This window comes from Rhizobium sullae, from assembly GCF_025200715.1.
GTDB classification, from domain to species: Bacteria; Pseudomonadota; Alphaproteobacteria; order Rhizobiales; family Rhizobiaceae; genus Rhizobium; species Rhizobium sullae.
The window spans coordinates 2,399,154-2,420,331 of record NZ_CP104144.1; the positions used below are offsets into that span (position 1 = coordinate 2,399,154).

General features: G+C 60.7%; 23 protein-coding genes. 9 read left to right on the top strand and 14 right to left on the bottom strand.

Annotated features, from left to right (window positions below):
* Positions 1-14 precede the first annotated feature (14 nt).
* The 8 genes from N2599_RS32335 to pxpB form a co-directional block, all read right to left on the bottom strand.
* The gene (locus tag N2599_RS32335) at positions 15-428 is read right to left on the bottom strand and encodes a VOC family protein (protein WP_027509025.1); all 414 of its coding nucleotides are present in this window, start codon (positions 426-428) and stop codon (positions 15-17) included.
* A gap of 45 nt (positions 429-473) precedes the next feature.
* A complete protein-coding gene (locus N2599_RS32340) occupies positions 474-1,640 on the bottom strand; it encodes a M24 family metallopeptidase (RefSeq protein WP_027509024.1) in 1,167 nt (388 codons plus the stop codon).
* Between the two features lie 135 nt (positions 1,641-1,775).
* A complete protein-coding gene (locus tag N2599_RS32345) occupies positions 1,776-2,408 on the bottom strand; it encodes a GntR family transcriptional regulator (RefSeq protein WP_027509023.1) in 633 nt (210 codons plus the stop codon).
* A 10-nt stretch (positions 2,409-2,418) separates the two neighbouring features.
* Positions 2,419-3,660 (bottom strand): Zn-dependent hydrolase, encoded by a 1,242-nt coding sequence (locus N2599_RS32350; protein WP_027509022.1) that lies wholly within the window; start codon positions 3,658-3,660, stop codon positions 2,419-2,421.
* Positions 3,657-4,604 (bottom strand): NAD(P)-dependent oxidoreductase, encoded by a 948-nt coding sequence (locus tag N2599_RS32355; RefSeq protein WP_027509021.1) that lies wholly within the window; start codon positions 4,602-4,604, stop codon positions 3,657-3,659. The genes N2599_RS32350 and N2599_RS32355 overlap by 4 nt, the downstream gene beginning before the upstream one ends.
* Positions 4,601-5,245, bottom strand: coding sequence for a GntR family transcriptional regulator (locus tag N2599_RS32360; RefSeq protein WP_051336483.1), 645 nt, complete (start codon positions 5,243-5,245; stop codon positions 4,601-4,603). The genes N2599_RS32355 and N2599_RS32360 overlap by 4 nt, the downstream gene beginning before the upstream one ends.
* Positions 5,242-6,213, bottom strand: a complete 972-nt coding sequence (locus tag N2599_RS32365) for a 5-oxoprolinase subunit C family protein (protein WP_027509019.1) — start codon at positions 6,211-6,213, stop codon at positions 5,242-5,244. Before N2599_RS32365 ends, N2599_RS32360 begins: the two co-directional genes overlap by 4 nt.
* Entirely contained in the window at positions 6,210-6,935 is a 726-nt protein-coding gene (gene pxpB, locus N2599_RS32370) for a 5-oxoprolinase subunit PxpB (RefSeq protein WP_027509018.1), read from the bottom strand. The genes N2599_RS32365 and pxpB overlap by 4 nt, the downstream gene beginning before the upstream one ends.
* 185 nt (positions 6,936-7,120) lie before the next feature.
* Between pxpB and N2599_RS32375 the strand changes: the two genes are divergently transcribed.
* The 3 genes from N2599_RS32375 to N2599_RS32385 all read left to right on the top strand — a co-directional run bounded on the left by N2599_RS32375 (position 7,121) and on the right by N2599_RS32385 (position 9,135).
* Entirely contained in the window at positions 7,121-7,894 is a 774-nt protein-coding gene (locus N2599_RS32375) for a LamB/YcsF family protein (protein WP_027509017.1), read from the top strand.
* An 11-nt stretch (positions 7,895-7,905) separates the two neighbouring features.
* Entirely contained in the window at positions 7,906-8,760 is an 855-nt protein-coding gene (locus N2599_RS32380; RefSeq protein WP_027509016.1) for a D-amino-acid transaminase, read from the top strand.
* A 240-nt stretch (positions 8,761-9,000) separates the two neighbouring features.
* Positions 9,001-9,135, top strand: a complete 135-nt coding sequence (locus tag N2599_RS32385; protein ID WP_260308511.1) for a hypothetical protein — start codon at positions 9,001-9,003, stop codon at positions 9,133-9,135.
* 81 nt (positions 9,136-9,216) lie between these two features.
* Here N2599_RS32385 and betI read toward each other — a convergent pair whose 3' ends face one another.
* Positions 9,217-9,807: a choline-binding transcriptional repressor BetI gene (betI, locus tag N2599_RS32390; protein WP_027509015.1), complete on the bottom strand. Its 591-nt coding sequence runs from the start codon at positions 9,805-9,807 to the stop codon at positions 9,217-9,219.
* Between the two features lie 108 nt (positions 9,808-9,915).
* Between betI and choX the strand changes: the two genes are divergently transcribed.
* Both choX and N2599_RS32400 read left to right on the top strand, forming a co-directional pair.
* Positions 9,916-10,854 (top strand): choline ABC transporter substrate-binding protein, encoded by a 939-nt coding sequence (gene choX, locus N2599_RS32395; RefSeq protein WP_027509014.1) that lies wholly within the window; start codon positions 9,916-9,918, stop codon positions 10,852-10,854.
* On the top strand, positions 10,851-11,687 hold the full coding sequence (locus N2599_RS32400) for an alpha/beta fold hydrolase (protein WP_027509013.1): 837 nt from the start codon (positions 10,851-10,853) through the stop codon (positions 11,685-11,687). The genes choX and N2599_RS32400 overlap by 4 nt, the downstream gene beginning before the upstream one ends.
* Before the next feature lie 39 nt (positions 11,688-11,726).
* Here the strand turns inward: N2599_RS32400 and N2599_RS32405 are convergent, their stop codons facing one another.
* Positions 11,727-12,629 carry a LysR family transcriptional regulator gene (locus N2599_RS32405; protein ID WP_027509012.1) on the bottom strand — a complete coding sequence of 301 codons (903 nt, stop codon included), beginning with the start codon at positions 12,627-12,629 and terminating at the stop codon, positions 11,727-11,729.
* Positions 12,630-12,738: 109 nt separating this feature from the next.
* On the opposite strand from N2599_RS32405, the gene N2599_RS32410 reads away from it, so the two are divergent.
* From N2599_RS32410 to N2599_RS32425, 4 genes are read left to right on the top strand one after another with little or no spacing between them, the layout of a single operon-like run.
* Positions 12,739-13,821 (top strand): 4-oxalomesaconate tautomerase, encoded by a 1,083-nt coding sequence (locus tag N2599_RS32410; RefSeq protein WP_027509011.1) that lies wholly within the window; start codon positions 12,739-12,741, stop codon positions 13,819-13,821.
* A 47-nt stretch (positions 13,822-13,868) separates the two neighbouring features.
* Positions 13,869-14,870 carry an ABC transporter substrate-binding protein gene (locus N2599_RS32415; RefSeq protein WP_027509010.1) on the top strand — a complete coding sequence of 334 codons (1,002 nt, stop codon included), beginning with the start codon at positions 13,869-13,871 and terminating at the stop codon, positions 14,868-14,870.
* Positions 14,871-14,885: 15 nt separating this feature from the next.
* Positions 14,886-15,716, top strand: a complete 831-nt coding sequence (locus N2599_RS32420; RefSeq protein ID WP_027509009.1) for an ABC transporter ATP-binding protein — start codon at positions 14,886-14,888, stop codon at positions 15,714-15,716.
* Positions 15,700-16,476, top strand: a complete 777-nt coding sequence (locus N2599_RS32425) for an ABC transporter permease (protein WP_027509008.1) — start codon at positions 15,700-15,702, stop codon at positions 16,474-16,476. The genes N2599_RS32420 and N2599_RS32425 overlap by 17 nt, the downstream gene beginning before the upstream one ends.
* 312 nt (positions 16,477-16,788) lie before the next feature.
* Here N2599_RS32425 and N2599_RS32430 read toward each other — a convergent pair whose 3' ends face one another.
* From N2599_RS32430 to N2599_RS32445, 4 genes are all read right to left on the bottom strand, one after another.
* A complete protein-coding gene (locus N2599_RS32430; RefSeq protein ID WP_037141370.1) occupies positions 16,789-17,247 on the bottom strand; it encodes an NAD(P)-dependent oxidoreductase in 459 nt (152 codons plus the stop codon).
* Positions 17,248-17,346: 99 nt separating this feature from the next.
* Positions 17,347-18,579, bottom strand: a complete 1,233-nt coding sequence (locus N2599_RS32435; RefSeq protein ID WP_027509006.1) for an amidohydrolase family protein — start codon at positions 18,577-18,579, stop codon at positions 17,347-17,349.
* Between the two features lie 9 nt (positions 18,580-18,588).
* Entirely contained in the window at positions 18,589-19,938 is a 1,350-nt protein-coding gene (locus N2599_RS32440; RefSeq protein WP_027509005.1) for an 8-oxoguanine deaminase, read from the bottom strand.
* A 37-nt stretch (positions 19,939-19,975) separates the two neighbouring features.
* On the bottom strand, positions 19,976-21,172 hold the full coding sequence (locus N2599_RS32445) for an amidohydrolase (protein WP_027509004.1): 1,197 nt from the start codon (positions 21,170-21,172) through the stop codon (positions 19,976-19,978).
* Positions 21,173-21,178 lie beyond the last annotated feature (6 nt).

Consider the following 21,178-nt stretch of genomic DNA (forward strand, 5'->3'; position numbering starts at 1 on the left):
CGCCGGGTTTCTTTCTAATGCGCGAAAACGCCGTCGAAATCCTTGAAGCCCTTGACCTCGATCGGATTGCCGCTCGGGTCGAAGAAGAACATCGTGCGCTGCTCGCCCGGTTCGCCCTCAAAGCGCACGACCGGCGGGATGTCGAAGGCAATGCCGGCGTCCTGCAGGCGCTTCGACAGCGCGAACCAGTCGTCCAGCGGCAAGACGACGCCGAGATGCGGCATCATCACCATGTGGTCGCCAACCTTGCCTGTGCGGGTAACCTCAAACGGCTTGCCGAGATGCAGCGAGATCTGGTGGCCAAAGAAATCGAAATCGACCCATGTGTCGGTTGACCGGCCTTCTTCACACCCCAGGACGCCGCCGTAAAACTGGCGGCATTGGTCGAGATCGGTCACGTGATAGGCGAGATGGAAAAGCGAACGCATGATGGCTCCTTGCGATGTTGGAATGCTGAAGTTGTAGAACCGGTTTTAGCGGATGGTGAGATCACGCTGCAAATTAGACAGAGGCTCGGCGCCGTTCTCTGTCACGATGACGGTTTCGGAGGCGCCAACGGTCCACACACCGTAGCTGCGCAGGGTCGCCGGCAGATGGAAGACCATGCCGGGCTCGATGATCCGGTCGACGCCGGAAAACAAACTAAGGATGCCGCCCTCCCCCCAGTCCGGCGCAAAGGCGACCCCCATCGAATAGCCGATCCGCTTGCGGAAGGCGGCCGTGTAGCCTGCCGCGTCGATAACCCGCTGTGCTGCCTCGTGTGGCGCTGCGCAGGACGCCCCAGGCTTTATCTCGGACAGTGCTGCATCGAGCGCGGTCAGCGAACAATCCATCATTCGTCGCGCCTCAACGGGTGGCTGACCGATCCAGACGGTTCGCATCAGCGCAGCATGATAGCGGGCATGACTGCCTGCCAATTCGAGAAACACGGGATCGCCCTCTTCAAGTCGTCGTCGTCGCCACGTCATGTGCGGCAAGCCGCTGCGCGGGCCGGAAGAGATCAGCGGCTCCATTGCCATCACCTCGGATCCCGCCCGCGTGGCAGCATCGAGCATGGCAGCGGCGATGGCATTTTCGTCCGTGCCGGCGCCACTGGCCGAAATTCCCGCGGCAAGACCGGCTTGCGCGTAAGTCGCGGCCAACCGGATGGCTGCCAATTCTGCGGGTGACTTAACCGTTCTGAGCGGCACCAGAATGCCGGAGCCATCCGGCATGGTCTCGACGCCGATTTCGGCGGCAATCTTTTGTGCCAGCATCGGCGACAAGAACCAGCCGGCAAGCTCGATGGCCGATCGCCTTATGCCCCGTTCCCGCAGAAGCTGGACCAGCAGGGAGGCCGGCTCTTCTCCATCCTGATAGACGGCAATATCGTCCAGCCAGGTGTTGGCGATAGATCCGACCAATTCCAGTTGGCGAACCAAAAGCGTCGGCTCGCCCTCCTCGGGCATGATCAGAGCCTGAAAGGCGAAATAGCCCGCCGTCTGGCGGCCCGTCAGCCAGTAGATGTTTTCCGGGGTCGTGACAATCAGCGCGTCGTATCCGGCGGCGTTGATTGCGGCCCGGGCGCGGGCCTGTCGGGCCTTGAACTCGTCTTTCGGGAAAGAGGCTTCGCAACCTCGGAATTCGGCAAGCTCAGGCATGTAATCTTACTCGGCTCAGGAAATGGCGTCTCTCTATCGAGACAGGCAGGCGCGGATTTTGGAAATCCAATATGGTGAGTGATGCAGTCGGCAGCCTTCCCTTCGAAAATCGTATCGCATCGGCGAATGCTGGCGCTAAGGCCGGGCAAGCCATCGCAGAAACCGACTACGCACGCTATCAAAATGGGCCTCCATGGCCCCTGCCGCTGCCGCTGGATCACGCGCCTCGATGGCGTCGATCACTGCGATATGCTCGGCGGCCTGCTCGGCAAAGCGGTCGTGAGTGCGGGTGATCGTACAGCGCCGGGCGATGCTGCGCATTTCCCTGAGCATGGCGGGGAGAAGATGCAGATCGGCCGCCTCGGCGACGGCTTCGTGGAACGCGTCGTCATCCGTCCAGAAATGATCGAAGGCCACGTCCTTTCCCTCAACATAGGCCTGCATGATCTTGCGCGATTGCTCGAGCGCCGGCGTCATCGGACGCTGGGCGGCGCGAGCGGCAGCTGCACCTTCGACAAGACGGCGGATCTGGACGATTTCCAGCAATTGCTCGACGGTGACGGGCAGGACCATCAATGTGCCGTTGGTCAGCCGTGAGATGACACCCTCTTTTTGAAGCCTCGAAATCGCCGCACGAAGCGGCGTGCGGGAAATGCCGGATTCGATCGCCAAAGTCCGTTCGGTCAGCAGATCTCCGGCCTTGATGGCCCCTTCGAGAATGCGCTGCTTGATGTCCTTGTAGGCTTGCTGGGCCAGGGTTTCGCTCATGTTTCCACTCTCACGATTTCGACCAGGCATGATGCAGAACCTTGACGGCCTGTATCAGGTCCGCGGGGTTCATGGCCTCATCCGGATTATGGCTGCCATTCCAATTGCGCAGAAACACCATGACCGAGTCCCAGCCAGCCTGGGCGAAGGCGGCGGCGTCATGGCCGCCACCGGATAACATCGTCCGAGGCTTGAGACCGAGTGCGACAGCGGCGGCGGTGATGGTCTGACCGAGGTCTGGAGACAACCGGGTCGGCTGGCTTCGCGATTGCGCACCGGTGACGAAGCGCACCCCTCTCGCCTTTTCTATCCTGGCAATCTCGTCATGAAAAATCCGGTCGAGCCGTTCCATGATTGCAGTATCGTCGCTGCGGATGTCGATGCAGAAATCAACCCGGCCCGGGACTTTGGCAAAGGCATGTTCGGCCGTTGCCGCATCGACGCGGCCAAAGGTCACCGCAAGGTCATGCCCCTCTTCCAAGACAGTGCCCCAAGCCTTGTCCATCGCCACAATGAGATCTGCAAGCGCAAATACGGCATCCGATCTCGAAACGCGTGGTGCGCCGCCGGAATGCGCCCAGACACCCTCAATGCGGGCGTCCCGGTAGCGCAGGCCGCCACGCACGCCGTCAACTATCCCGAAGGCTTCGCCTGCGTCGTCAAGGACCGGCCCCTGTTCGATGTGCAGTTCGAGGAAGCGAGCAGGCGCGAGCCCCGAGCTGCTGATCACCGCGTCCGGATCGCCGCCTTGTTCGCGCATGTGATCGGCGAGCGTGCGGCCGGTGTCTGTGCGCTTAGCCTGCATCTCCGCCGCCGTCAGGCGACCAAGCGCCGATCGCGAACCGATGTAGGAGACAGGAAACCAGACGCTTTCTTCGGCTCGGATTACTGTAACGACAAGATCGGTCGGCGGCGCTTTGCCACTCTTTACGAACGCCGTGGCGAGCGCCATGGCCCCAACAACACCGGCCGTGCCGTCATAGGCGCCGCCCATCGGAACTGTATCCAGATGCGAGCCGACGTAGAGCGCAGGCGCCTTTCGATCCCGGCCCGGCAGCCGCGCATAGAGATTCATAGCCGCGTCACCAGTTACTTCAAGGCCGAGGGCCTCTGCCTCTTCGGCTATCACGCGATGGGAATCAGTTTCCAAGGTGCTGTAGGACGGCCGAGTATATCCCGGCCCGGGCGCGGAAATGGAATTGATCTTCTCCATCAGCCGGTCAACTGTCTCCTTGATCAGCGTATCCGTCATTCCGGCATTCCTACGGGAACGTTAAGGGCAGTCGCGGGGCGTCCGCCAGAAAGAGCGGTCAAGACGTTGCGGGCCGAACCCACGGCAACACGGCGTAGTGCCTCCTCGGTCGCGCCGCCAAGATGCGGAGTGAAGATCACCCGCCCGCCCGCCGCCAGCGGACCAAGCGGTGCTTCGTGGGTATAGACATCGAGACCCGCCGCAAAAATACGGCCGGCGTCGATGGCCGCGACCAGTGCTTCTTCGTTGACAAGGCCGGCACGCGCAGTATTGACGAGGATTGCTCCGGGCTTGATGACCGACAGCGCCGTTTCGCCGATCAAATGGCGCGTCTCCGGACGAAGCGGTGTATGCAGCGAGACGAGGTCCGCTTGGGAGAGGCCGGTTTCGAGGCTGGTCACTCTTTCGAAGCCCTGAAGGTCGGTAACACGCGGCGAGTACACCAGAACACGCATGTCGAGTGCTGCCTTGAGCATATGGCCGAGCCCTGCGCCCGTTGCGCCGAAGCCGACAATCAGTGCTGTCTTGCCCGAAAGCTCGAAGAACGTCTCACGCTCGCGAAAGCCATGCGCGCCGGTTCGTTCGCTGCGATCGGCGGCGGGAACGCGCCGGGCGGCGGCTAGCGCCAGAGCCAGTGCCAGTTCGGAGACCGATCGGGCATTGGCGCCTGGTGTGTTACAGACGAGAACACCCTTGCGCGTTGCCGCATCCTTGTCGACCGCATCATGACGGGCACCATGGACAACGACGACGCGCAGGCCGTTGCTGGCCTGAATGGCTACAGCGGACAAACCGGCATCCCGCGTGATGACTGCATCGCAACCCGGAATCATCCGCGCGACCGTCTGCATGTCGGATTTCGCGCACAGCACCGGCTCGACGCCGGCCTGGCGCAGCAGTTCCAGCCCTTCGGCATGGATCGGCTGAACGATCAGGCACTTCATTCCCCGGTCCTTTCAAGGGATTGTGCGAGCCTTTCGAGAATGGCATCGCGGGCGTGGTTGATGTGCTCCTCCATTAGGAGGCCTGCCCGCTCACCATCGCCAGCCCGCAGGGCATCGAGCATTTCCAGGTGCTCTTCGCAGCTCTTCAAAAAACGGTGCGGCAAATTGCTGTGGTCGAACATGCAGGTGCGACGGCGCAGGTCGGCTATGGTGCTGACCATCATGTCGTTGCGGGTGGACAGCGCAAACGTCCGATGCAGGTCATCGTCGACCCGGCGCTGTTCGTCTTCCTCGCCCGGACCATGTTGCAGCAGATGGCGAACCCGGGCATCCAGTTCGTCGAGTACGGAAACGGCAACCGAGGTTGCCTGTCTGGCGCAGTGGGATTCCAATACCCGACGCAGGAAGAAGATTTCCTCGACTTCGGCGGCGGTCAGCGTTCGCACTTTCAGAAAGCGGCCGTCCTGAACAGCCAAGCCCTCTGCTTCGATCCGCTTGATTGCCTCACGCACCGGGGTGCGCGACATGTCCAATGTGTCGCCCAGCTTTGCTTCCTGCAGCGCATCGCCCGGCATCAAGGTACCGGACAGGATCATCTCTATGATCTTCCCATAGGCCTGTTGAGCAAGCGGCTGGTTCATTGCGATATCTCTCCCGGTCGATCGTTACTGGCCGGCTTGGCTACCAGATTTGCAAGGACGCTGCGCAGGGCCTGCCGTTCGGCGATCAACAATTCCTCGGCCTGCCACTGCGAAATGCGAGCAAAGCGGACTGTGCGGCCGGTTGCCACCTGGGCCAGCCTCGGCAGATCGACAGAGGCTACCGTGGCGATCTTCGGATAACCGCCCGCCGTCTGCCGTTCCGCCATCAGCACGAACAACTTGTTGGAAGACGGCACCTGGATGGAGCCCGGGCATGTCCCGTCGGAGACGATATCGTGCCCTCCGACTGCCCGGATCGGCGGCCCGTCCAGCACCTGCGCCATGCGATCCCGGGTGGGCGACACGATGAAGGCCATCTCCAGAAATGTCTGCCTGACGTCTTCGGCAAAATAATCGTCCTGTGGTCCGCAAACCACCCGTATGGGACGCCCGCTCCGGCGCCAGGGTTGCCCCAAGGCAAGATTGATAGAACTAACGGCGTCACCGATCGGCAACCGGTCGCCCGCCTGTAACCGGCGCCCGTGGTGGCCGCCAAGCCCGCTGCGAAGATGGGTGGATCGCGAGCCGAGGACGGGCGCCACGTCGATGCCTCCGGATATCGCCAGATAGCCCCAGACGCACTCCCGCAAGGCGCCGATCGTCAGCGTCACGCCCGACAGAAGATCGTAGCTTTCCCAGGGATGTGCCCTTATGCCATCGAGCCTGATATCGACGTCACCGCCCGTCACCGCAAAACGCACAGGACGTGAGACAGTAAAACTGCCGCCGACGCCGGCAAACTCCAGCCCGGCGCACATCGGATCATTGCCGACCAAGGCATTGGCGATACGGAAGGACGGGGCATCCATCGGGCCCGAACCGGAGACGCCTGCATGTTGCAAGCCCTTTCGACCGAGGTCCTGGACCGTTGTCATCGGCCCTATCTGCCTGATGTCGATGAAGCTCATTGCGGCACCGCCTCGCCCGTCATCCGTCCCGCAGCGATCGCTCGATCAAGCGTCTCGGCCTCGTCCTCGCTGACGGGCCGAAATGTGACGCGATCGCCGGCTTTGAGCAGAAATGGCTCGGCTCTTGCCGGATCGAAAAGCCGCAGTGGCGTCCGGCCGAGAAACCGCCAGCCGCTTGGCCCTGGAACGGAATTGATGCTCGCCTGCTTGCCTCCGATGCCGATCGCGCTTGCCTCTATCCTTTGCCGGGGCGTTGCAAGACGTGGCGTATGCAGGATTTCCGGCAGCCCACCGAGATAGGCAAAGCCGGGCGCAAAACCGATCATGAAGACCCGATATTCAGCCGACGAATGAAGTTCGATCAGCTGGGAAACCGTCAGATCCTTCATGTCGGCGAGTTCCTGCAGGTCCATACCCATTGTCCCGCCATAGACGACAGGCACGTGGAAACGCCGCACGTGGTTAGCGCCGACGACAAGGGCATCCAATCGCAGACGCAACGTCATCGCGAGACTGTGCCCGCGAACCGTTTCAGGATCATAAAACACCATCAACGAGCGGTAGGTCGGCACCAGCTCCTCGACACCATTCACCGGCGCATCCGCTAGATTTTGTGCGAGCGCTATGACTCGCTCGCTGACTGCCTCGTCAATGGTGTCGCACAACTCAACAGACAAGGCGCTGTCGCCGCAAGCATGAATGCGCGGAAACATCTTGACCATCGTATGCAGTTCCCCTTCGTCCGTTGCAGACAGGTGCGATTCTCGCTTATCGCGCGCTATTGCTATTTCAGTATACCAACTGTATGTCAACAAAAACTGCTTTAAATGCAACGCGCCAAACTTAAATTGCGCAGAGAATCCCTAATTGCTGCAACGCCGGTCCACCCTGCAAGGAGTTCTATCGCATGGCAACCATCGACCTCAATTGTGACATGGGAGAAAGCTTCGGCGCCTACAAGATGGGCGATGACGAATCGATGCTAGAGCTTATTTCCACCGCCAACATTGCCTGCGGATTTCACGCGGGAGACCCCGTGGTTATGCGCGACACGATCCTGGCCGCCAAGGCCAGAGGCGTGGCGATCGGTGCCCACCCGTCCTTTATGGATCTTTACGGTTTCGGCCGCCGCCGCATTGCCGGCGAACGTCCTGAAGATCTGGAAGCGCAGATCATCTATCAGATCGCGGCCATGCAGGGCATGGCGACAGCCCTGTCCTGGCCGATAACCCATGTCAAAACCCATGGCTCCCTCGGCAACATGGCGGCGATTGACGCCGAACTCGCCGCCGTCTGCGTTCGCGCCATCAAGGCAGTCGATCCAACGCTCGTGTTCATTACCCTTCCCTATTCGGAAACGATGAAGGCAGCAGAAGTCGCCGGTCTTCGCGTCGCCTGCGAAATCTATGCCGACCGGACCTATGACGATGCCGGCATGCTGACCTCCAGGCAGATGGAAGGATCGGTCATTCACGATCCGCAGCAGAGCGTCGACCAGGTTGTGTCGATGGTCCGGGATGGCGTTATTCCAACCATGGGCGGGAGAAGGTTGCCCGTAGAAGCGGCGACGATCTGTGTTCACGGCGATAATCCCCATGCTGTAGCGATGGTCCGCGCCTTGCGCACATCACTCGCCGCCCATGGCGTCGATATCGCTCCCTTTGCAAAACCTGCGATCTGAACGAGGACGTAATGAGCCGCATTGTTTATTTGAATGGCACCTGGCTTCCCGAAGCCGATGCGAAAGTGTCCGTTTTCGATCGTGGCTTTCTGTTTGCTGACGCCATCTACGAAGTCACAGCCGTCATCGGCGGCAAGCTGATTGACTACCATGGCCATAGCGCGCGTCTTCAGCGGTCCCTTTCAGAGCTCGGCATTCCCTGCCCGCTCTCCGAACCGTCGCTGCTGGACGCCCATCGGGAGATCGTCCATCGCAACGGGCTGGATGAGGGGCTGATCTACCTACAGATCAGCCGTGGTGCCGCGGATCGCGATTTTGCCTATCCCGCCAAGGCGGAGCCGACGCTGGTACTCTTCACCCAGGCAAAGCCGATATTGAACAATCCGCGGAGCGAGACTGGCATCTCGATCGCCACCGTTCCGGACTGGCGCTGGGAGCGACGGGACATCAAAACCGTGCAACTGCTCTATCCATCCATGGCGAAGATGGAGGCGATGCGGCGCGGTGCCGACGACGCGTGGCTCGTTGAGGATGGGCTTGTCACCGAGGGCAGCGCTGCAACAGCCCACATCGTGAAAGCCGACGGAACGCTCGTGACACGTGGCCTGTCGAATGCGCTGCTACATGGGATCACCCGCGCGAGCATCATCGATCTCGCTCGCGGCGCTGGAATGGCCGTTGAAGAAAGGGCATTTTCTGTGGAAGAAGCTCAGGCGGCGGCCGAAGCCTTCATCACGTCTGCAACCAACTTCTCCACCTCGGTGATCAAGATCGATGAGGTCATCATCGGTGACGGCACGCCTGGCCCCGTCTCAAGAAGGCTTCGCGCGCTTTACACGGAGAGTCGCTTGGCTTCAGCAATTTGACAATAAGGATTTGAGAGGATCGCTTTTGGTATCTCAGCAGTAGGCGTGGCAGCATGGAGTCCGCGCCGGGCTGAAATGACGGATGCTGGTAGGGACAGAATAACAGATTGAGAGACAGCAACAGAATCGTTATCGCTCCTTTGGTTCATCGTCGACCAACATGCAGTCGCACGGGAGGGCCTATTCGGCTGCCGCATTTCAGGCTGTTGGCTGGTTGTTAAACGCTGCGTCCGATGAACGATGACGGACCTAAATGACAGCGGTCATAATTCTCTGGCGCAAGCTCTCGATGTGGCGCGCCGCAGCGTCGTTGGCAGCTTTGCCATTTCGCTCGCGCATGACGGTCAGGACAGCGGTATGTTCATTGCCCTGTAAGGTTGAAATCATGAAACTACCATAACGGTAGAAACCAAATCCTGGACATGCGCTCATGGACGGATCGCAAAAAGTCCGCGATCAGACCGTTGGCTGAAAGGGGAGGCGGTGATCGAGATAATCTCGCATCTGCGCAAGCGCCGTGTCGCGGCTGAGGCCTCCCGATTGAAGTCCGGCGCGCAGCCACAACCCGTCGATCAAGGCTGTGATCGTCAAGGCCACCTCCTCGCATTCGGCGCGAGGCAGAAGGTGGACGAGGGCCGACATCAGGTTGGAGCGCATGCGTGCGTGGATCACCGTCTGAATGCGGGCGAGCTGCGGCTCCCGTGGCACCTCGGCGCAAAGTGAAAGCCAGGCATGGCAGATCGAGGGTTGAAAGAAACGCGCCTCGAAATTGCCATCGATGATCGCCTCCAGCCGCTCATAGGGCGTTGTCGCCTGTCTCAGCCGCGCGCTGACGGCTTCGCTCAGCACGAGGTTGGCCTCGCGCATGGCATGCTCGAAAAGCTCCTGCTTGTTGCGGAAATAATGCAGCACGATGCCCTTTGAAGCGCCGGCATGGGCGGCGACCTTTTCGAGTGTTGCGCCGGCCATGCCTTCCTGCTGAAGCACCTGGAAAGCCGCCTGCCGCAATTCCTTGCGGCGAATTGCACTGATTTTCGTGAGTTTCATGCCCGTGCCCGTCTGTGTTCCCTCATCATTGACAATTCTTCCGCAAAGATCAATTATTGACCCAATGGTCAGTTTTCTGACTTTTTGGTCAAGACAGGGGAATGTGCAATGATGCAGCATTTGAAAACAGGCATGCTTTCCATCCTTCTCGGTGCGGTCGCCATGCCGGCTTTTGCCGCAGACCCCGAAAGCTGCAAGGTCGTTCGCATGGCCGAGCCCGGCTGGAACGATCTGGCATTCACCACCGGCATCAGCCTGACGCTCCTGAAGGCGCTCGGCTACGAGCCGCAGAGTTCGCTGCTTGGCATCGATGTCATCTATCTCAGCCTGAAGAACAAGGATCTCGACGTCTTCCTCGGTTACTGGGATCCGGCCATGGTCAGCTACTACAAGCCCTACAAAGACGATGGATCGGTCGAGGATGTCGTGACCAATCTCAAGGGCGCGAAATACACCTTCGCAGTGCCGGTCTACGTTTGGGAAGCGGGCGTCAAGGATTTTGCCGATCTGCAGAAATTCCCCGACCAGTTCGAAAAGAAGCTCTATGGCATCGAGCCCGGCTCGAACCAGCTGATGATCGATGCGACCAAAGACCCGGCGCTGGGGCTTGCCGGATGGGAGGTGGTGGAATCGAGCGAACAGGGCATGCTGGCCGAAGTCCAACGCCACGCCAGGGACAAGGCCTTCATCGTCTTCCAAGGCTGGGCGCCGCATCCGATGAACACTGCGCTCGACATTCGGTACCTCACCGGCGGCGACAAATTCTACGGTCCCGATTTCGGCGCGGCGACCGTTTCGACGCAGGTGCGCAAGGGTTATCTCCAGGAATGCCCGAACGTCGCGAAACTCTTGTCCAATCTCACCTTCGACATCGACTTCGAAAACAAGGGCATGGGCTATCTGATGACGGACGGCCTGTCTCCGGAGGATGCGGCCATGAAAGCACTGGTCGGCGAACCGCAGCGGCTCGATGCCTGGCTCGACGGTGTGAGCAGTTTCGACGGCAAGCCGGGGCGCGACGTTGTGAAGGCGAAGCTGTTCCCGTGACAACCGTCGAACAGGGCGGCTGGACGAACCGCAAGCGCCTCTTGTTTCTGCCGGATGGCCCGCCCATGGCCTTCATCGATAGCGGCGGGCCAGGACCGGTGCTTCTGCTGCTGCACGGCTATTCGGATTCCAGCCGCAGCTTCTCGCTGCTGGAGCCATGGCTTTCGGCCTACCGCTTGGTCGTGCCGGATCTGCCCGGCCATGGCGCTTCTGCTGTCGGCAGCGGTCTGGCGGTCAGCGATTTTGCCGATGACGTTGCCGCCCTGGTCGGCGCCCTCGGCATAGACCGCTGCATCGTTGTCGGCCATTCGATGGGCGCAATGATCGGCATGACGCTTACAGACCTGCTGCCGGAGATGGTTGGGGCGCTCGTCATGATCTCTGGCACCCTCCGGCCGACCTTTCCGAAGGACGACCTGGTGACGGAAGGAATTCTGAGCCTGAGCGACCCGATCAACCCGGCCGATCCCTTGTTCGATCTCTGGCATGCTGGCCCGTATCCGATCGATCGGACGTTCCTCGATCCCGTGAGTCGCGAGGCGGCGGCGATCCCGTCGAGCATCTGGAAGGGCATCCTGGGCGAATTTTCCCGGCTTGACATGACGCGGACGGCAAGCCGGATTTCGGTGCCGGTCCTTTGCATTGCCGGCAGCGAGGATATGCTTTTCGACGCGGGCCATCGTCTTGCGCTCGCAAGCGCCTTGCCCGATGCAAAGTCCGTCCTCATGGACGGTTTCGGCCACAATCCGCATTGGGAAGATCCCGAGCAGGTGGCGCTTCATGTCGAACGGTTTCTTCAAGGCGTTCTCGTTGCGGAGAGAACATTTGACTGAAAAGTAGTTGGGATTCTATCCCGGCAGCTCTTTAGTTGCTCAGTTTGCTTCAGCCCACGTCCCAATCAACATGGTCATGAAGCGCTCGGCTGCCGGCGAAAGCGTCCCACCGCGACGGCGCACAATGCCGATCGTTCGCGAGATTTGAGGATTGCAAATAGGTCTCGTGACGAGGAACGGGTGCTCTTCCTGTGGTGTAGCGAGTTTCGGAAGAACCGAAATTCCAAGCCCGGCCTCGACCAGACCAAGCGATGTCGAAAGATGCGTGACTTCATAGGACCAACGCAGTTTCAGGTTCGATTTCGCCAATGCTGCATCAAGAAGGGTGCGATTGCCGCTGGACCGGTGAACCGTGATCAGTTGATAGGGCGCCAGATCATCCCACTCGAGTTCGCTCTTCGTCGCCAGCGGATGATCCTTGCGTGCTGCCAGCACGAACGGATCCTCGATGAGCCGGTCAAAGACAAGGTCGGGATCTGAGAAGCCCATGATATTGATGCCGAACTCGACTTCCCCGCGGGCGACCGCCTGCAGCCCGTCCGTGGCAGGCAGGTCGAGGATGCGAAACCGAATATGGGGATACTCGGCGCTGAACTGCTTGATGACCGTCGGCAGGAAATAGAAGGCTGCCGTCGGCAGGCAAGCGATGGTCACCAGACCGCTGCGCTGGGACCCGACATCGCGCACCGCAAACAGCGACGTGTCGAACTCCTCGAGCATGCGTCGCACCAAGGGGATCAGCTCCGCCCCGAGGGCAGTTGTCGAGACATGCCGCGTCGTGCGCTCGAGCAACGGCGCCCCGATTGCCAGCTCCAGCTTCTGAATTCGTCGGCTGAGTGCCGGCTGGGAAAGATTGAGAGCTTCGGCAGCTCGGTGGAAATTCTCCAGTTCGACGACCGATAGAAACGCGCGCAAGTCCAATATCTCACAATTAATGCTCATAACGCATCATTCCCTCTGATATTCGCATTTCACATATCAATCATTTTGCCGCTTACTGCAACAAAGAAGCTGATTGATATTTAAATCACATCAGTATGCGGGCACAACCATGAACGACCTGATTTCCATCCCCTGCGTTCTGATGCGAGGCGGCACCTCCAAGGGACCGTTTTTTCTCGCATCCGACCTTCCGTCGGATTCGCGTCAACGCGATCAGATCCTGCTTTCGGTTATGGGATCCGGTCACCCGTTGCAGATCGATGGAATCGGCGGTGGCAATCCGGTCACCAGCAAGGTCGCCATCGTTGGCCCAGCAACAGTGTCCGATGCCGATGTGGATTATCTGTTCGCCCAGGTCCGCATCGATCAGCAATTCGTCGATACCTCGCCCAACTGCGGAAATATGCTGGCGGCCGTCGGGCCGTTCGCGGTTGAGGCCGGCCTGGTCAAGGCGGCGACGGGGGTAACCCGCGTGCGCATTCACAACGTTAATACCGGCAAATTGATTGAAGCCGAGGTTCCGACCCCTGATGGCCGCGTTGCCTACATGGGAGATGCCTCGATCGACGGCGTGCCCGGCAATGCCGCGCCAATCGCGCTGACCTTCATGGATGCCGCCGGGGCGCGCACAGGCATGCTTTTTCCCACCGGCAACCCGCGCGACAGGATTGACGGTATCGATGTCACCTGCATCGACTGCGCTATGCCGATGATGTTGCTGGAAGCCACCGCCCTCGGCGTGACGGGCAACGAACCTGCGGCCGAGCTCAACGCCAACGGTTCTTTGCTGGAACGGCTCGAAACTCTGAGGCTCGAGGCCGGCCGGCGCATGGGTATGGGTGACGTTAGCAATCAGGTCACGCCAAAGCCGGTTCTGATCTCCAGGCCCGACAAGGGCGGCGATCTCGGCGTGCGCTATTTCATGCCGCATCAGTGCCATCCATCTCTTGCAACGACCGGTGCGGTTGGGATTGCCACGGCCTGTATCAGCGACGGAACAGTCGCCTCGCGGCTGATCGGGGACCGCAAGCCGCCGATCGTTCTCGTTCTGGAACATCCAAGCGGTCGTTTGGAAGTGAAACTGGATACCCGCGACGGCAAGACAGTTGCCGGAATCCTGCGGACGGCCCGGCGCCTCTTCGAGGGCCGGGTCTTTGCAAAACCTATCGCGCAAATGGTTTGCGCGGCATAATCGAAAGTGGTTGCCGGGAGGGCGCCACGCATCAGGGAGGAATACACATGCGTAAACTTTTGATCGCCCTTGCGGCAACGGTCGCTTTCGCCGGTTCGGCCTTTGCGGAACCCGTCCGCATCAGCGTCGGGTCCTACAACCTCAACAACCTGCCCTTCCCGGTCGCAGCCGGCCTAGGTCTCTACGAGAAGGAAGGTCTTGAGGTGACCGTCGAAAACTTTGCATCTGGCGGTTCCAAGACGCTGCAGGCGCTTGTCGCCGGCTCGACGGATATCGCCGTCGGCTTCTACGATCATACGATCCAGATGCAGTCGCAGAACAAGGCCGTTGTGGGCTTTGTCCAGCTTGCGCGCAATTCGGGCCTGGTTCTAGCTGGCGGTAAGGGCACAACCTTCGATCCGGCTAAACCCGAGACAATCAAGGGCGCGAAAATCGGCATCACCGCACCGGGTTCATCCTCGGACTTCTTCGTCCGCTACTATTTGCAGCGCAACAATCTTTCGGCCGACGACATCTCGTTGATCGGCGTTGGCTCAGGCGCGGCCGCAGTCGCGGCACTCGAGCAAGGGAAAGTTGATCTGTTGGTCAACTACGATCCGGCAGCAACCTTTATCGAAGCCAAGGGTGTCGGCAAGATTTTGATCGACGCCCGCAGTGACGAGGGTGCCAAGGAAATCTACGGTGGAATCTACCCGACCTCCGTCCTTTATGCGACGCAGGCCTATATCGATGAGAACCCGGAAACCATCCAGAAGGTCACGAACGCGACCGTTAAGGCACTGGCCTGGATGAACACACATAGCGCTGAAGAGATCGTCGAAAAACTGCCGAAAGAATTCATCTCCGGCGACCGGGACACCTATGTGAAGGCCGTCCAGAATGCCAAACCGATTTTCTCAGTGGACGGCAAATTCAGCGAGACCGACACGCAGACACCGTTGGCCGTTCTCAAGAGCTTCAACGAAAAGGTTGCTGCTGCAACAATCGATCTTTCCAAAACCTACACGAACGCTTTCGTGGACAAGGTGACGGATAAGACCACCAACTGATCCTAGGAGGAGGCCATGTCTTTGGCTGTCGTAACACCTATGCCTATCCCGACGGGACAGCAAAACGCAAAGTCGATGGTATCGATCGACGCCGTGACAATGTCGTTTGGTTCCTATGTCGCGGTGCAGGACGTCAACCTGGCGGTTGACGATGGTGAGTTTCTCACCATCGTCGGCCCGACCGGTTGCGGCAAGAGCACCATTTTGAACGCGATCGCAGGGCTTCTGAAACCCACGAGCGGAACGGTGACGATCGACGGTACGCCGGTAAAGGGCGTCCAGAACGACATCGGCTATCTCTTCCAGCAGGACGCGCTACTCCCGTGGAAAACATCCATTGAGAATGTCGAACTCGGCCTGATGTTCAGGGGTGTTGCAGCCGCCGAGCGCCGCGAGCGTTCCATGAGCTGGCTTGCCAAGGTCGGGCTCAAAGGCTTCGAACATCGCTATCCGCACCAACTGTCCGGCGGCCAGCGCAAACGTGTCCAGATGGCGCAAGCGCTCATTGCCGGTCCGAAGGTGATCCTAATGGACGAACCGTTCTCGGCCCTCGACATCCACACGCGGCATCTCATGCAGAACGAACTGCTGCGGCTTTGGCAGGAAGAACGCCGCGCCGTCGTGATGATCACACACGACCTCGAAGAGGCCATAGCCCTTGGAGACCGCGTCGCCATTCTGGCCGCCGGCCCCCGTTCGCGGGTCATCGAAAGTTTCCCGGTGGATCTCGAGCGGCCACGGGATGTGGCTGAGATCAAGCTCGATCCACGCTTTATGGATTTGTATCGCAATATCTGGGCTTCCCTGCGCGGTGAAGTGGAGAAAAGCTATGAACGTCGTGACTGAACGCATTATCCAGCTCGGCATGCTGGTTTTTATCCTCGGCGGCTGGCAGCTCGGCGTGACCGCCGGCTTCATCGATGTCTTCTTTTTCCCGGCGCCCCTCGATATCTTCAACCAGATCATCAACTGGGTCGTTGATCCGAGCTTTTACAAGCATGTCTCGATAACCCTGACGGAAACAGTGCTCGGCTACATCATCGGCACAGGTCTGGGCGTCGCCGCCGGTGTCTGGCTCGGTCTCAGCCGTAGCGCTGCCCGGATCCTCGATCCGTTCATCAAGGGGCTCAACGCCATTCCCCGCGTCGTTCTCGCGCCGATCTTCGTCCTCTGGCTGGGCCTGGGTCTCTGGTCCAAGGTGGCGCTCGCCGTCACGTTGGTTTTCTTCATCACTTTCTTCAACGCGATGCAGGGTGTGCGCGAAGTCAACCCGGTGGTTCTCGCAAACGCAAGGATCCTCGGGGCCAAGCGGTCCGATCTGCTGCGGCACGTCTACTTCCCGGCAGCGGCAAGCTGGATTCTGTCCTCGCTGCGCACGTCTGTTGGCTTCGCGGTGGTCGGCGCCATCATCGGCGAATATCTCGGCTCCTCCGCAGGTCTAGGCTACCTGATCGCCCAAGCGGAGGGCAACTTCGATGCGGTCGGCGTATTCGCCGGCATCATCATCCTTGCGATGTTCGTTCTCATCATCGATCGAGTTCTGGATGTTCTGGAGGGACGGCTCATCAAGTGGAGGCCGAACGCCGCAGAAGAAAGAGCGGCGTAACTATCCGGATCAGGTTTCATGTGAGTTGAATGGGGGTACTGGCGTCGGCACCCCCATTCTTTTCAGATTTGAGTTCGAACGCGAAGCCGACACCTGATGTCAATCAACGCGGTAAAATCGCGGGCGTTTCCGAGCGGCCATTGTTTTAGTACGACAATGGATTGGGCCAGTACCCCCAGACTCTCGGTCTACATCTAAAATCATGATGGTCGCTCTTGAGGGGATTAGAACCGTAGACCCCTCTATTATTAGGCTATTAGGCACTCAAAAACCGAAAGACCTGACTTACGGAAGTGATATACTTCCTTCCAGTTAAACGGATTCGAACCGTGGGCCGATAGATTGAACTACCGTTTGCGGCATCGTCGACCGCCGGACTTCATCAAGATGGATGCCACATGACAGCGTTTGATTGCGGTCCGAATCTCCCGACAGAACCTCTGCCAAGTCCGGAGCCGCTACGTGACCGGCAGTAAATGCCGGCAAACCATTCCAACTTGGATTTTCAGAATGCCGGACTATCAGCGGCTTCCCCGGGAAATTGGCGGTTAGGTTTGCAACTATGAGATCCCCGACCGCGGCGCGGGTCTCTTCCGTCCGGCTGCCCTGTTGCGGCGAAAGCACGACGTTGTCGAGATCGAGAAGCGCGGCGGGCACAGCCGGCTTTTTGTCGAGCACGTCGAGCGCTGCGCCGCCGAGTTGCTTCGACACTAACATTTCGACCACCGCGTCCTGATTCACCATGTTGCCACGTGCCATGTTGACGAGCACGTCTTTCGGGCCAAGCCCTCTCCAGAGCTTCGCGCGAGATGATCCCGGTCGTTGATGCGTTGCCGGGCGCGATCATCTAGCGCGAAGCGTGTGTGGTGCCTAGCCTTGGTCCAGGAAAAGCTGCGGCCGCGGGCGAAGGAAGCTCCGACGACCATTTTTCCAGCCGGCGCTCGCCGGGGCGATTGTCGCGACGGCATCGGCAGCCGAGGGGGCGTCGAAGAGGACGATATCTGCCGCGCTGCCGATCGCAATGTCGTAACCCTTTCTTCCCAGGAGGGTGGCAGCCTGCGTCGTGATCATGGCGAAGACACCGTCGAGGCCATCGGCGGTGCCGATCTGGGCAACGTTGGCGTAGAGATTGGCCATGCGCATCAGGTTGACGTCGCCGAAGGGCGTGAATGGGTTCAGGATATTGTTGGTGGAAATGGTCGTCACGACGCCGAGCGCTGCCAGGCGATGAGCAGGCGTCACGCCGCGCGGGACGAGATGGGTCGAATTGCGGCCGGTCAGGAAGAGATCGGTGGCCGGCAGGACGGTCAATGCGATGCCGGCTTCGGCAAGCTGGCGGCCGATCGACTCCAGCTCCGCCGGCGGCAGAGCCGAGAGCTTGGTGACATGGCCGACCGAGACGCGCCCCTGGTATCGGCGCGCGACAGTTTCGGCGATGACAACAGGGAGATTGGAGCACGCGGGGTCGAGATCGAAATCGAGGTGGAAATCGACGGCGACGTCGTGGCGCATGGCGAGGTCGAAGATGCGGCGGATGTGTTCGACGGGCTCCGGATCGGTGTAGGGGCAGCCCCCCACCATATCGGCACCCGCCTTCAGCGCCTGTTCCAGCATCTCCTCGGTGCCGAGGTCGTTCGTCAACCCCTCCTGGGCAAAGGCGCAGATTTCGATGTCGATGAGGCTGGTATAGTCGGCCTTCAGACGCTTGATCGCCTCGAAGGAGCGGAAGCCGGCGCGCGGGTCGATCTCGACGAAGGTGCGCAGGCGGGTGGTGCCGTTGAGGATTGCCTTTCCGACGACCGCGGCAGCACGAGCATAGACATCTTCCTCGGTGAAGGCGGCCTTGGCTCGGGAGGTTTCGCTGACGGCCTCCGCGAGCGTGCCGGTGCAGAGATTGCAGCGGCTGATGATAGCTGCCTTGTCGAGGTGAATATGGGTTTCGATGAGGCCTGCGCAGGCGAATTTTCCCCCGGCATCATGCTGCGGCGCATCGCAGACGAAACGAGGCGAGATCGCCGCGATGCGGCCCGCCTCGAAGGCGATATCGGTCGGCTCGGTCAAGCCGGCGATTTTGACATTGCGGATGACGAAATCGATCGCCATGGGACCTCCTCAGACCGACAGAAGGAAATTGCGGGCGACGCGGTTGTGATCGGCGATCAGCGCCTCGATATCGACGTTCGCGGGTATACGGTCGGTAACGCGCCATTCGCCTGCGATCATGACGCGGTCGGCCGTGGTGGCCCCGCAGAGCACCAGGGCTGCCAGCGGGTCGCCGGCACCGGAGAAACGCAATTCGTCAAGCTTGTAGAAGGAAAGGTCCGCCTGGCGACCGGGCGCGATGATCCCGATGTCGTCGCGGCCGAGCAGCCTTGCCGAACCCGCGGTGCCCCAGCGCAGCGCATCGAGATGGGTGACCGCTTCGGCGCCGTAGGTCAGCCGGTTCAGCATCAAGGCATGGCGCACGCTTTCCATCAGGTTGGAATTGTCGTTGGAAGCTGAGCCGTCGACGCCGAGACCGATAGGCACCCCTGCGGCTTCCAGCTCGCAGGTGCGGCACATGCCCGACGCAAGCACCATGTTCGAGGTCGGGCAATGGCAGATGCCGACGCCGTGACGGCCGAGCGCGGCGATCTCGGCATCGTCGAAATGAATGCCGTGGGCGAGCCAGGTGCGGGCGCTCAGCCAATTGCAGCGATCGAGATATTCCACCGGCGTGCAGGCGAATTTGCTGCGGCAGAATTCTGCTTCCGCCCTGGTCTCGACCAGATGGGTGTGAAGCCGGCAATCGTAGCGTTCCGCCAGTGCCGCCGTTTCGCGCATCAGCTCCAGCGTGACGTCGAAGGGCGCGCAGGGCGCGAGCGCCACCTGCGTCATCGCCCCTTCGGAGCGGTCGTGATAACGCCTGAGCACACGCTCGCTGTCGGCGAGGATCACGTCGTCGTCCTGCACGACATTGGCCGGCGAAATGACGCCTTGCTGGTCTTTGATATTGAGACTGCCCCGCGTCAGCGTGATGCGCATGCCAAGGCGAGCCGCCTCCTCGGCCTCGACATCCATCGCGTCTTCTAGACCGGCAGCATATAGATAGTGGTGGTCGGAGGTGGTGGTGCAGCCGGAGAGGAGGAGTTCGGTCAGCGCGAGGCGGATCGCAAGACGGAAGGCTTCGGGCGTCATGTGTCTTGCCCAGATCGGATAGAGCGCGCGGATCCATGGCCACAGCGACTTGTTGATGGCAGCCGGATGCGCGCGCGTCAGCGTCTGGAACATATGGTGATGGGTGTTGACGAGACCGGGGATGACGACATGCCGGCCGGCGTCGAAGCGTGCATCGACCGGGCTCTGAGGCTGCCGTCCGGTCGCGACCAGCTCGACTATGCGGCCATTCTCGATAACGATGCCGCCCTCGGCACCCTCGGCCATGATGGCGAGCGGCGATTGGATCCAAAGTCGGCCCTTCATCTACGGTGCTCCCATGCGCCATGCATTGACGGAAAAATCAGACGACAAGCCGGCCCCCGCGGGCGATGATGGCGCCGCCGCGAAAGACGGTGCGATCGAGGGGACGAACGGCGACGGCCTCTGCCAGCGACGCGGAAGGCAGGATGATAAAATCGGCAGGCGAACCGGCTTGGAGCGGCCCGACGGGGCGGCCGAGGATTTCGGCCGGCGCCTGCGTCGCCAGGCGGAAGGCCGCAGCCAGATCCTCATCCGAACGGAAATCCTGGCGATCGCAGAGGATGCCGACGCGCTCCAGCATGTCGCCATTGCCGAAAGGCGACCAGGCGTCGCGGATATTGTCGTTGGCGCAGAAGAGCCGGACGCCGGCGGCGGCAAGCCGCTTGACCGGCGGCATGGGCACGGCTCCCGGCGCGCTGGTCATGATCGCCACGCCTGATCCGGCGAGGGCCGCGGCAGTGCGGCCGAAATCGGCATCCTCCAACTCCCCGAGGCAGAAGGCATGGCTGACGACAACCTTGCCTTCAAGGCCGAGTGCTGCCGTGCGATCGGCGATCTGGCGAAGTTCGAAGGCGCCAAGTGCGCCGCCATCGTGCAGATGAATATCGAGCCCGACGCCGTATTTGGCTGCGACCGCGAAGATCGCATCGAGATGGCCGGTCACATCGTTGTCGATGCCAGCGGGATCGAGGCCGCCGACAAGATCGGCGCCGGCGGCGATCGCCGCATCGAGCAGCGCCGCGGTGCCGGGATCGCGCAGCACGCCGGATTGCGGGAAGGCAACGGTCTGGATGTCGACGAGATGACCATGGCTCTGCTTCAGCGAGAGCACCGCCTCGAGGCCTCTTAGACCGACCTCGGTATCGATGTCGACGTGGCTGCGAACGGAGAGAGTGCCATAGGCGGCGAGCCTTTCCAGCAGGGCGCCGCCGCGGGCTTCGACCGACAGCGCCACAGTGCGCCGCAGGGTTTTCTCTGCCTCGATGCGCTTGGCGACCGTATCACCCGGAATATGCGGGATGAAAGGCAAGCCGATCAGCGTCTTGTCGAGATGAATATGACCGTCGACGAAGGGAAGGCAAAGCAGGCCGCCGGCAGCATCGAAACGCGGCACTGCGGGGCCGATGCCGGCCGCCGCATTCGGACCGATCGCGGCGATCCTTTCATTGTCCAGAATGAGCGAGACGACCTCGCCGGCTTCGGTCCTGGCGTTTTCGATTACGAGGCTCGGCGTCATCAACCC

Bases quoted from the DNA above. Each gene is read 5' to 3' on its own strand.
- N2599_RS32440 (WP_027509005.1), bottom strand. From the start codon at position 19,938: ATGAAGGGCCGACTTTGGATCCAATCGCCGCTCGCCATCATGGCCGAG.
- N2599_RS32385 (WP_260308511.1), top strand. From the start codon at position 9,001: ATGACGGACCTAAATGACAGCGGTCATAATTCTCTGGCGCAAGCTCTC.
- choX (WP_027509014.1), top strand. From the start codon at position 9,916: ATGATGCAGCATTTGAAAACAGGCATGCTTTCCATCCTTCTCGGTGCG.
- N2599_RS32380 (WP_027509016.1), top strand. From the start codon at position 7,906: ATGAGCCGCATTGTTTATTTGAATGGCACCTGGCTTCCCGAAGCCGAT.
- N2599_RS32425 (WP_027509008.1), top strand. From the start codon at position 15,700: ATGAACGTCGTGACTGAACGCATTATCCAGCTCGGCATGCTGGTTTTT.
- pxpB (WP_027509018.1), bottom strand. From the start codon at position 6,935: ATGGTCAAGATGTTTCCGCGCATTCATGCTTGCGGCGACAGCGCCTTG.
- N2599_RS32355 (WP_027509021.1), bottom strand. From the start codon at position 4,604: ATGAAGTGCCTGATCGTTCAGCCGATCCATGCCGAAGGGCTGGAACTG.
- N2599_RS32445 (WP_027509004.1), bottom strand. From the start codon at position 21,172: ATGACGCCGAGCCTCGTAATCGAAAACGCCAGGACCGAAGCCGGCGAG.
- N2599_RS32405 (WP_027509012.1), bottom strand. From the start codon at position 12,629: ATGAGCATTAATTGTGAGATATTGGACTTGCGCGCGTTTCTATCGGTC.
- N2599_RS32345 (WP_027509023.1), bottom strand. From the start codon at position 2,408: ATGAGCGAAACCCTGGCCCAGCAAGCCTACAAGGACATCAAGCAGCGC.
- N2599_RS32360 (WP_051336483.1), bottom strand. From the start codon at position 5,245: ATGAACCAGCCGCTTGCTCAACAGGCCTATGGGAAGATCATAGAGATG.
- betI (WP_027509015.1), bottom strand. From the start codon at position 9,807: ATGAAACTCACGAAAATCAGTGCAATTCGCCGCAAGGAATTGCGGCAG.
- N2599_RS32420 (WP_027509009.1), top strand. From the start codon at position 14,886: ATGTCTTTGGCTGTCGTAACACCTATGCCTATCCCGACGGGACAGCAA.
- N2599_RS32335 (WP_027509025.1), bottom strand. From the start codon at position 428: ATGCGTTCGCTTTTCCATCTCGCCTATCACGTGACCGATCTCGACCAA.
- N2599_RS32365 (WP_027509019.1), bottom strand. From the start codon at position 6,213: ATGAGCTTCATCGACATCAGGCAGATAGGGCCGATGACAACGGTCCAG.
- N2599_RS32410 (WP_027509011.1), top strand. From the start codon at position 12,739: ATGAACGACCTGATTTCCATCCCCTGCGTTCTGATGCGAGGCGGCACC.
- N2599_RS32350 (WP_027509022.1), bottom strand. From the start codon at position 3,660: ATGACGGATACGCTGATCAAGGAGACAGTTGACCGGCTGATGGAGAAG.
- N2599_RS32340 (WP_027509024.1), bottom strand. From the start codon at position 1,640: ATGCCTGAGCTTGCCGAATTCCGAGGTTGCGAAGCCTCTTTCCCGAAA.
- N2599_RS32375 (WP_027509017.1), top strand. From the start codon at position 7,121: ATGGCAACCATCGACCTCAATTGTGACATGGGAGAAAGCTTCGGCGCC.
- N2599_RS32435 (WP_027509006.1), bottom strand. From the start codon at position 18,579: ATGGCGATCGATTTCGTCATCCGCAATGTCAAAATCGCCGGCTTGACC.
- N2599_RS32415 (WP_027509010.1), top strand. From the start codon at position 13,869: ATGCGTAAACTTTTGATCGCCCTTGCGGCAACGGTCGCTTTCGCCGGT.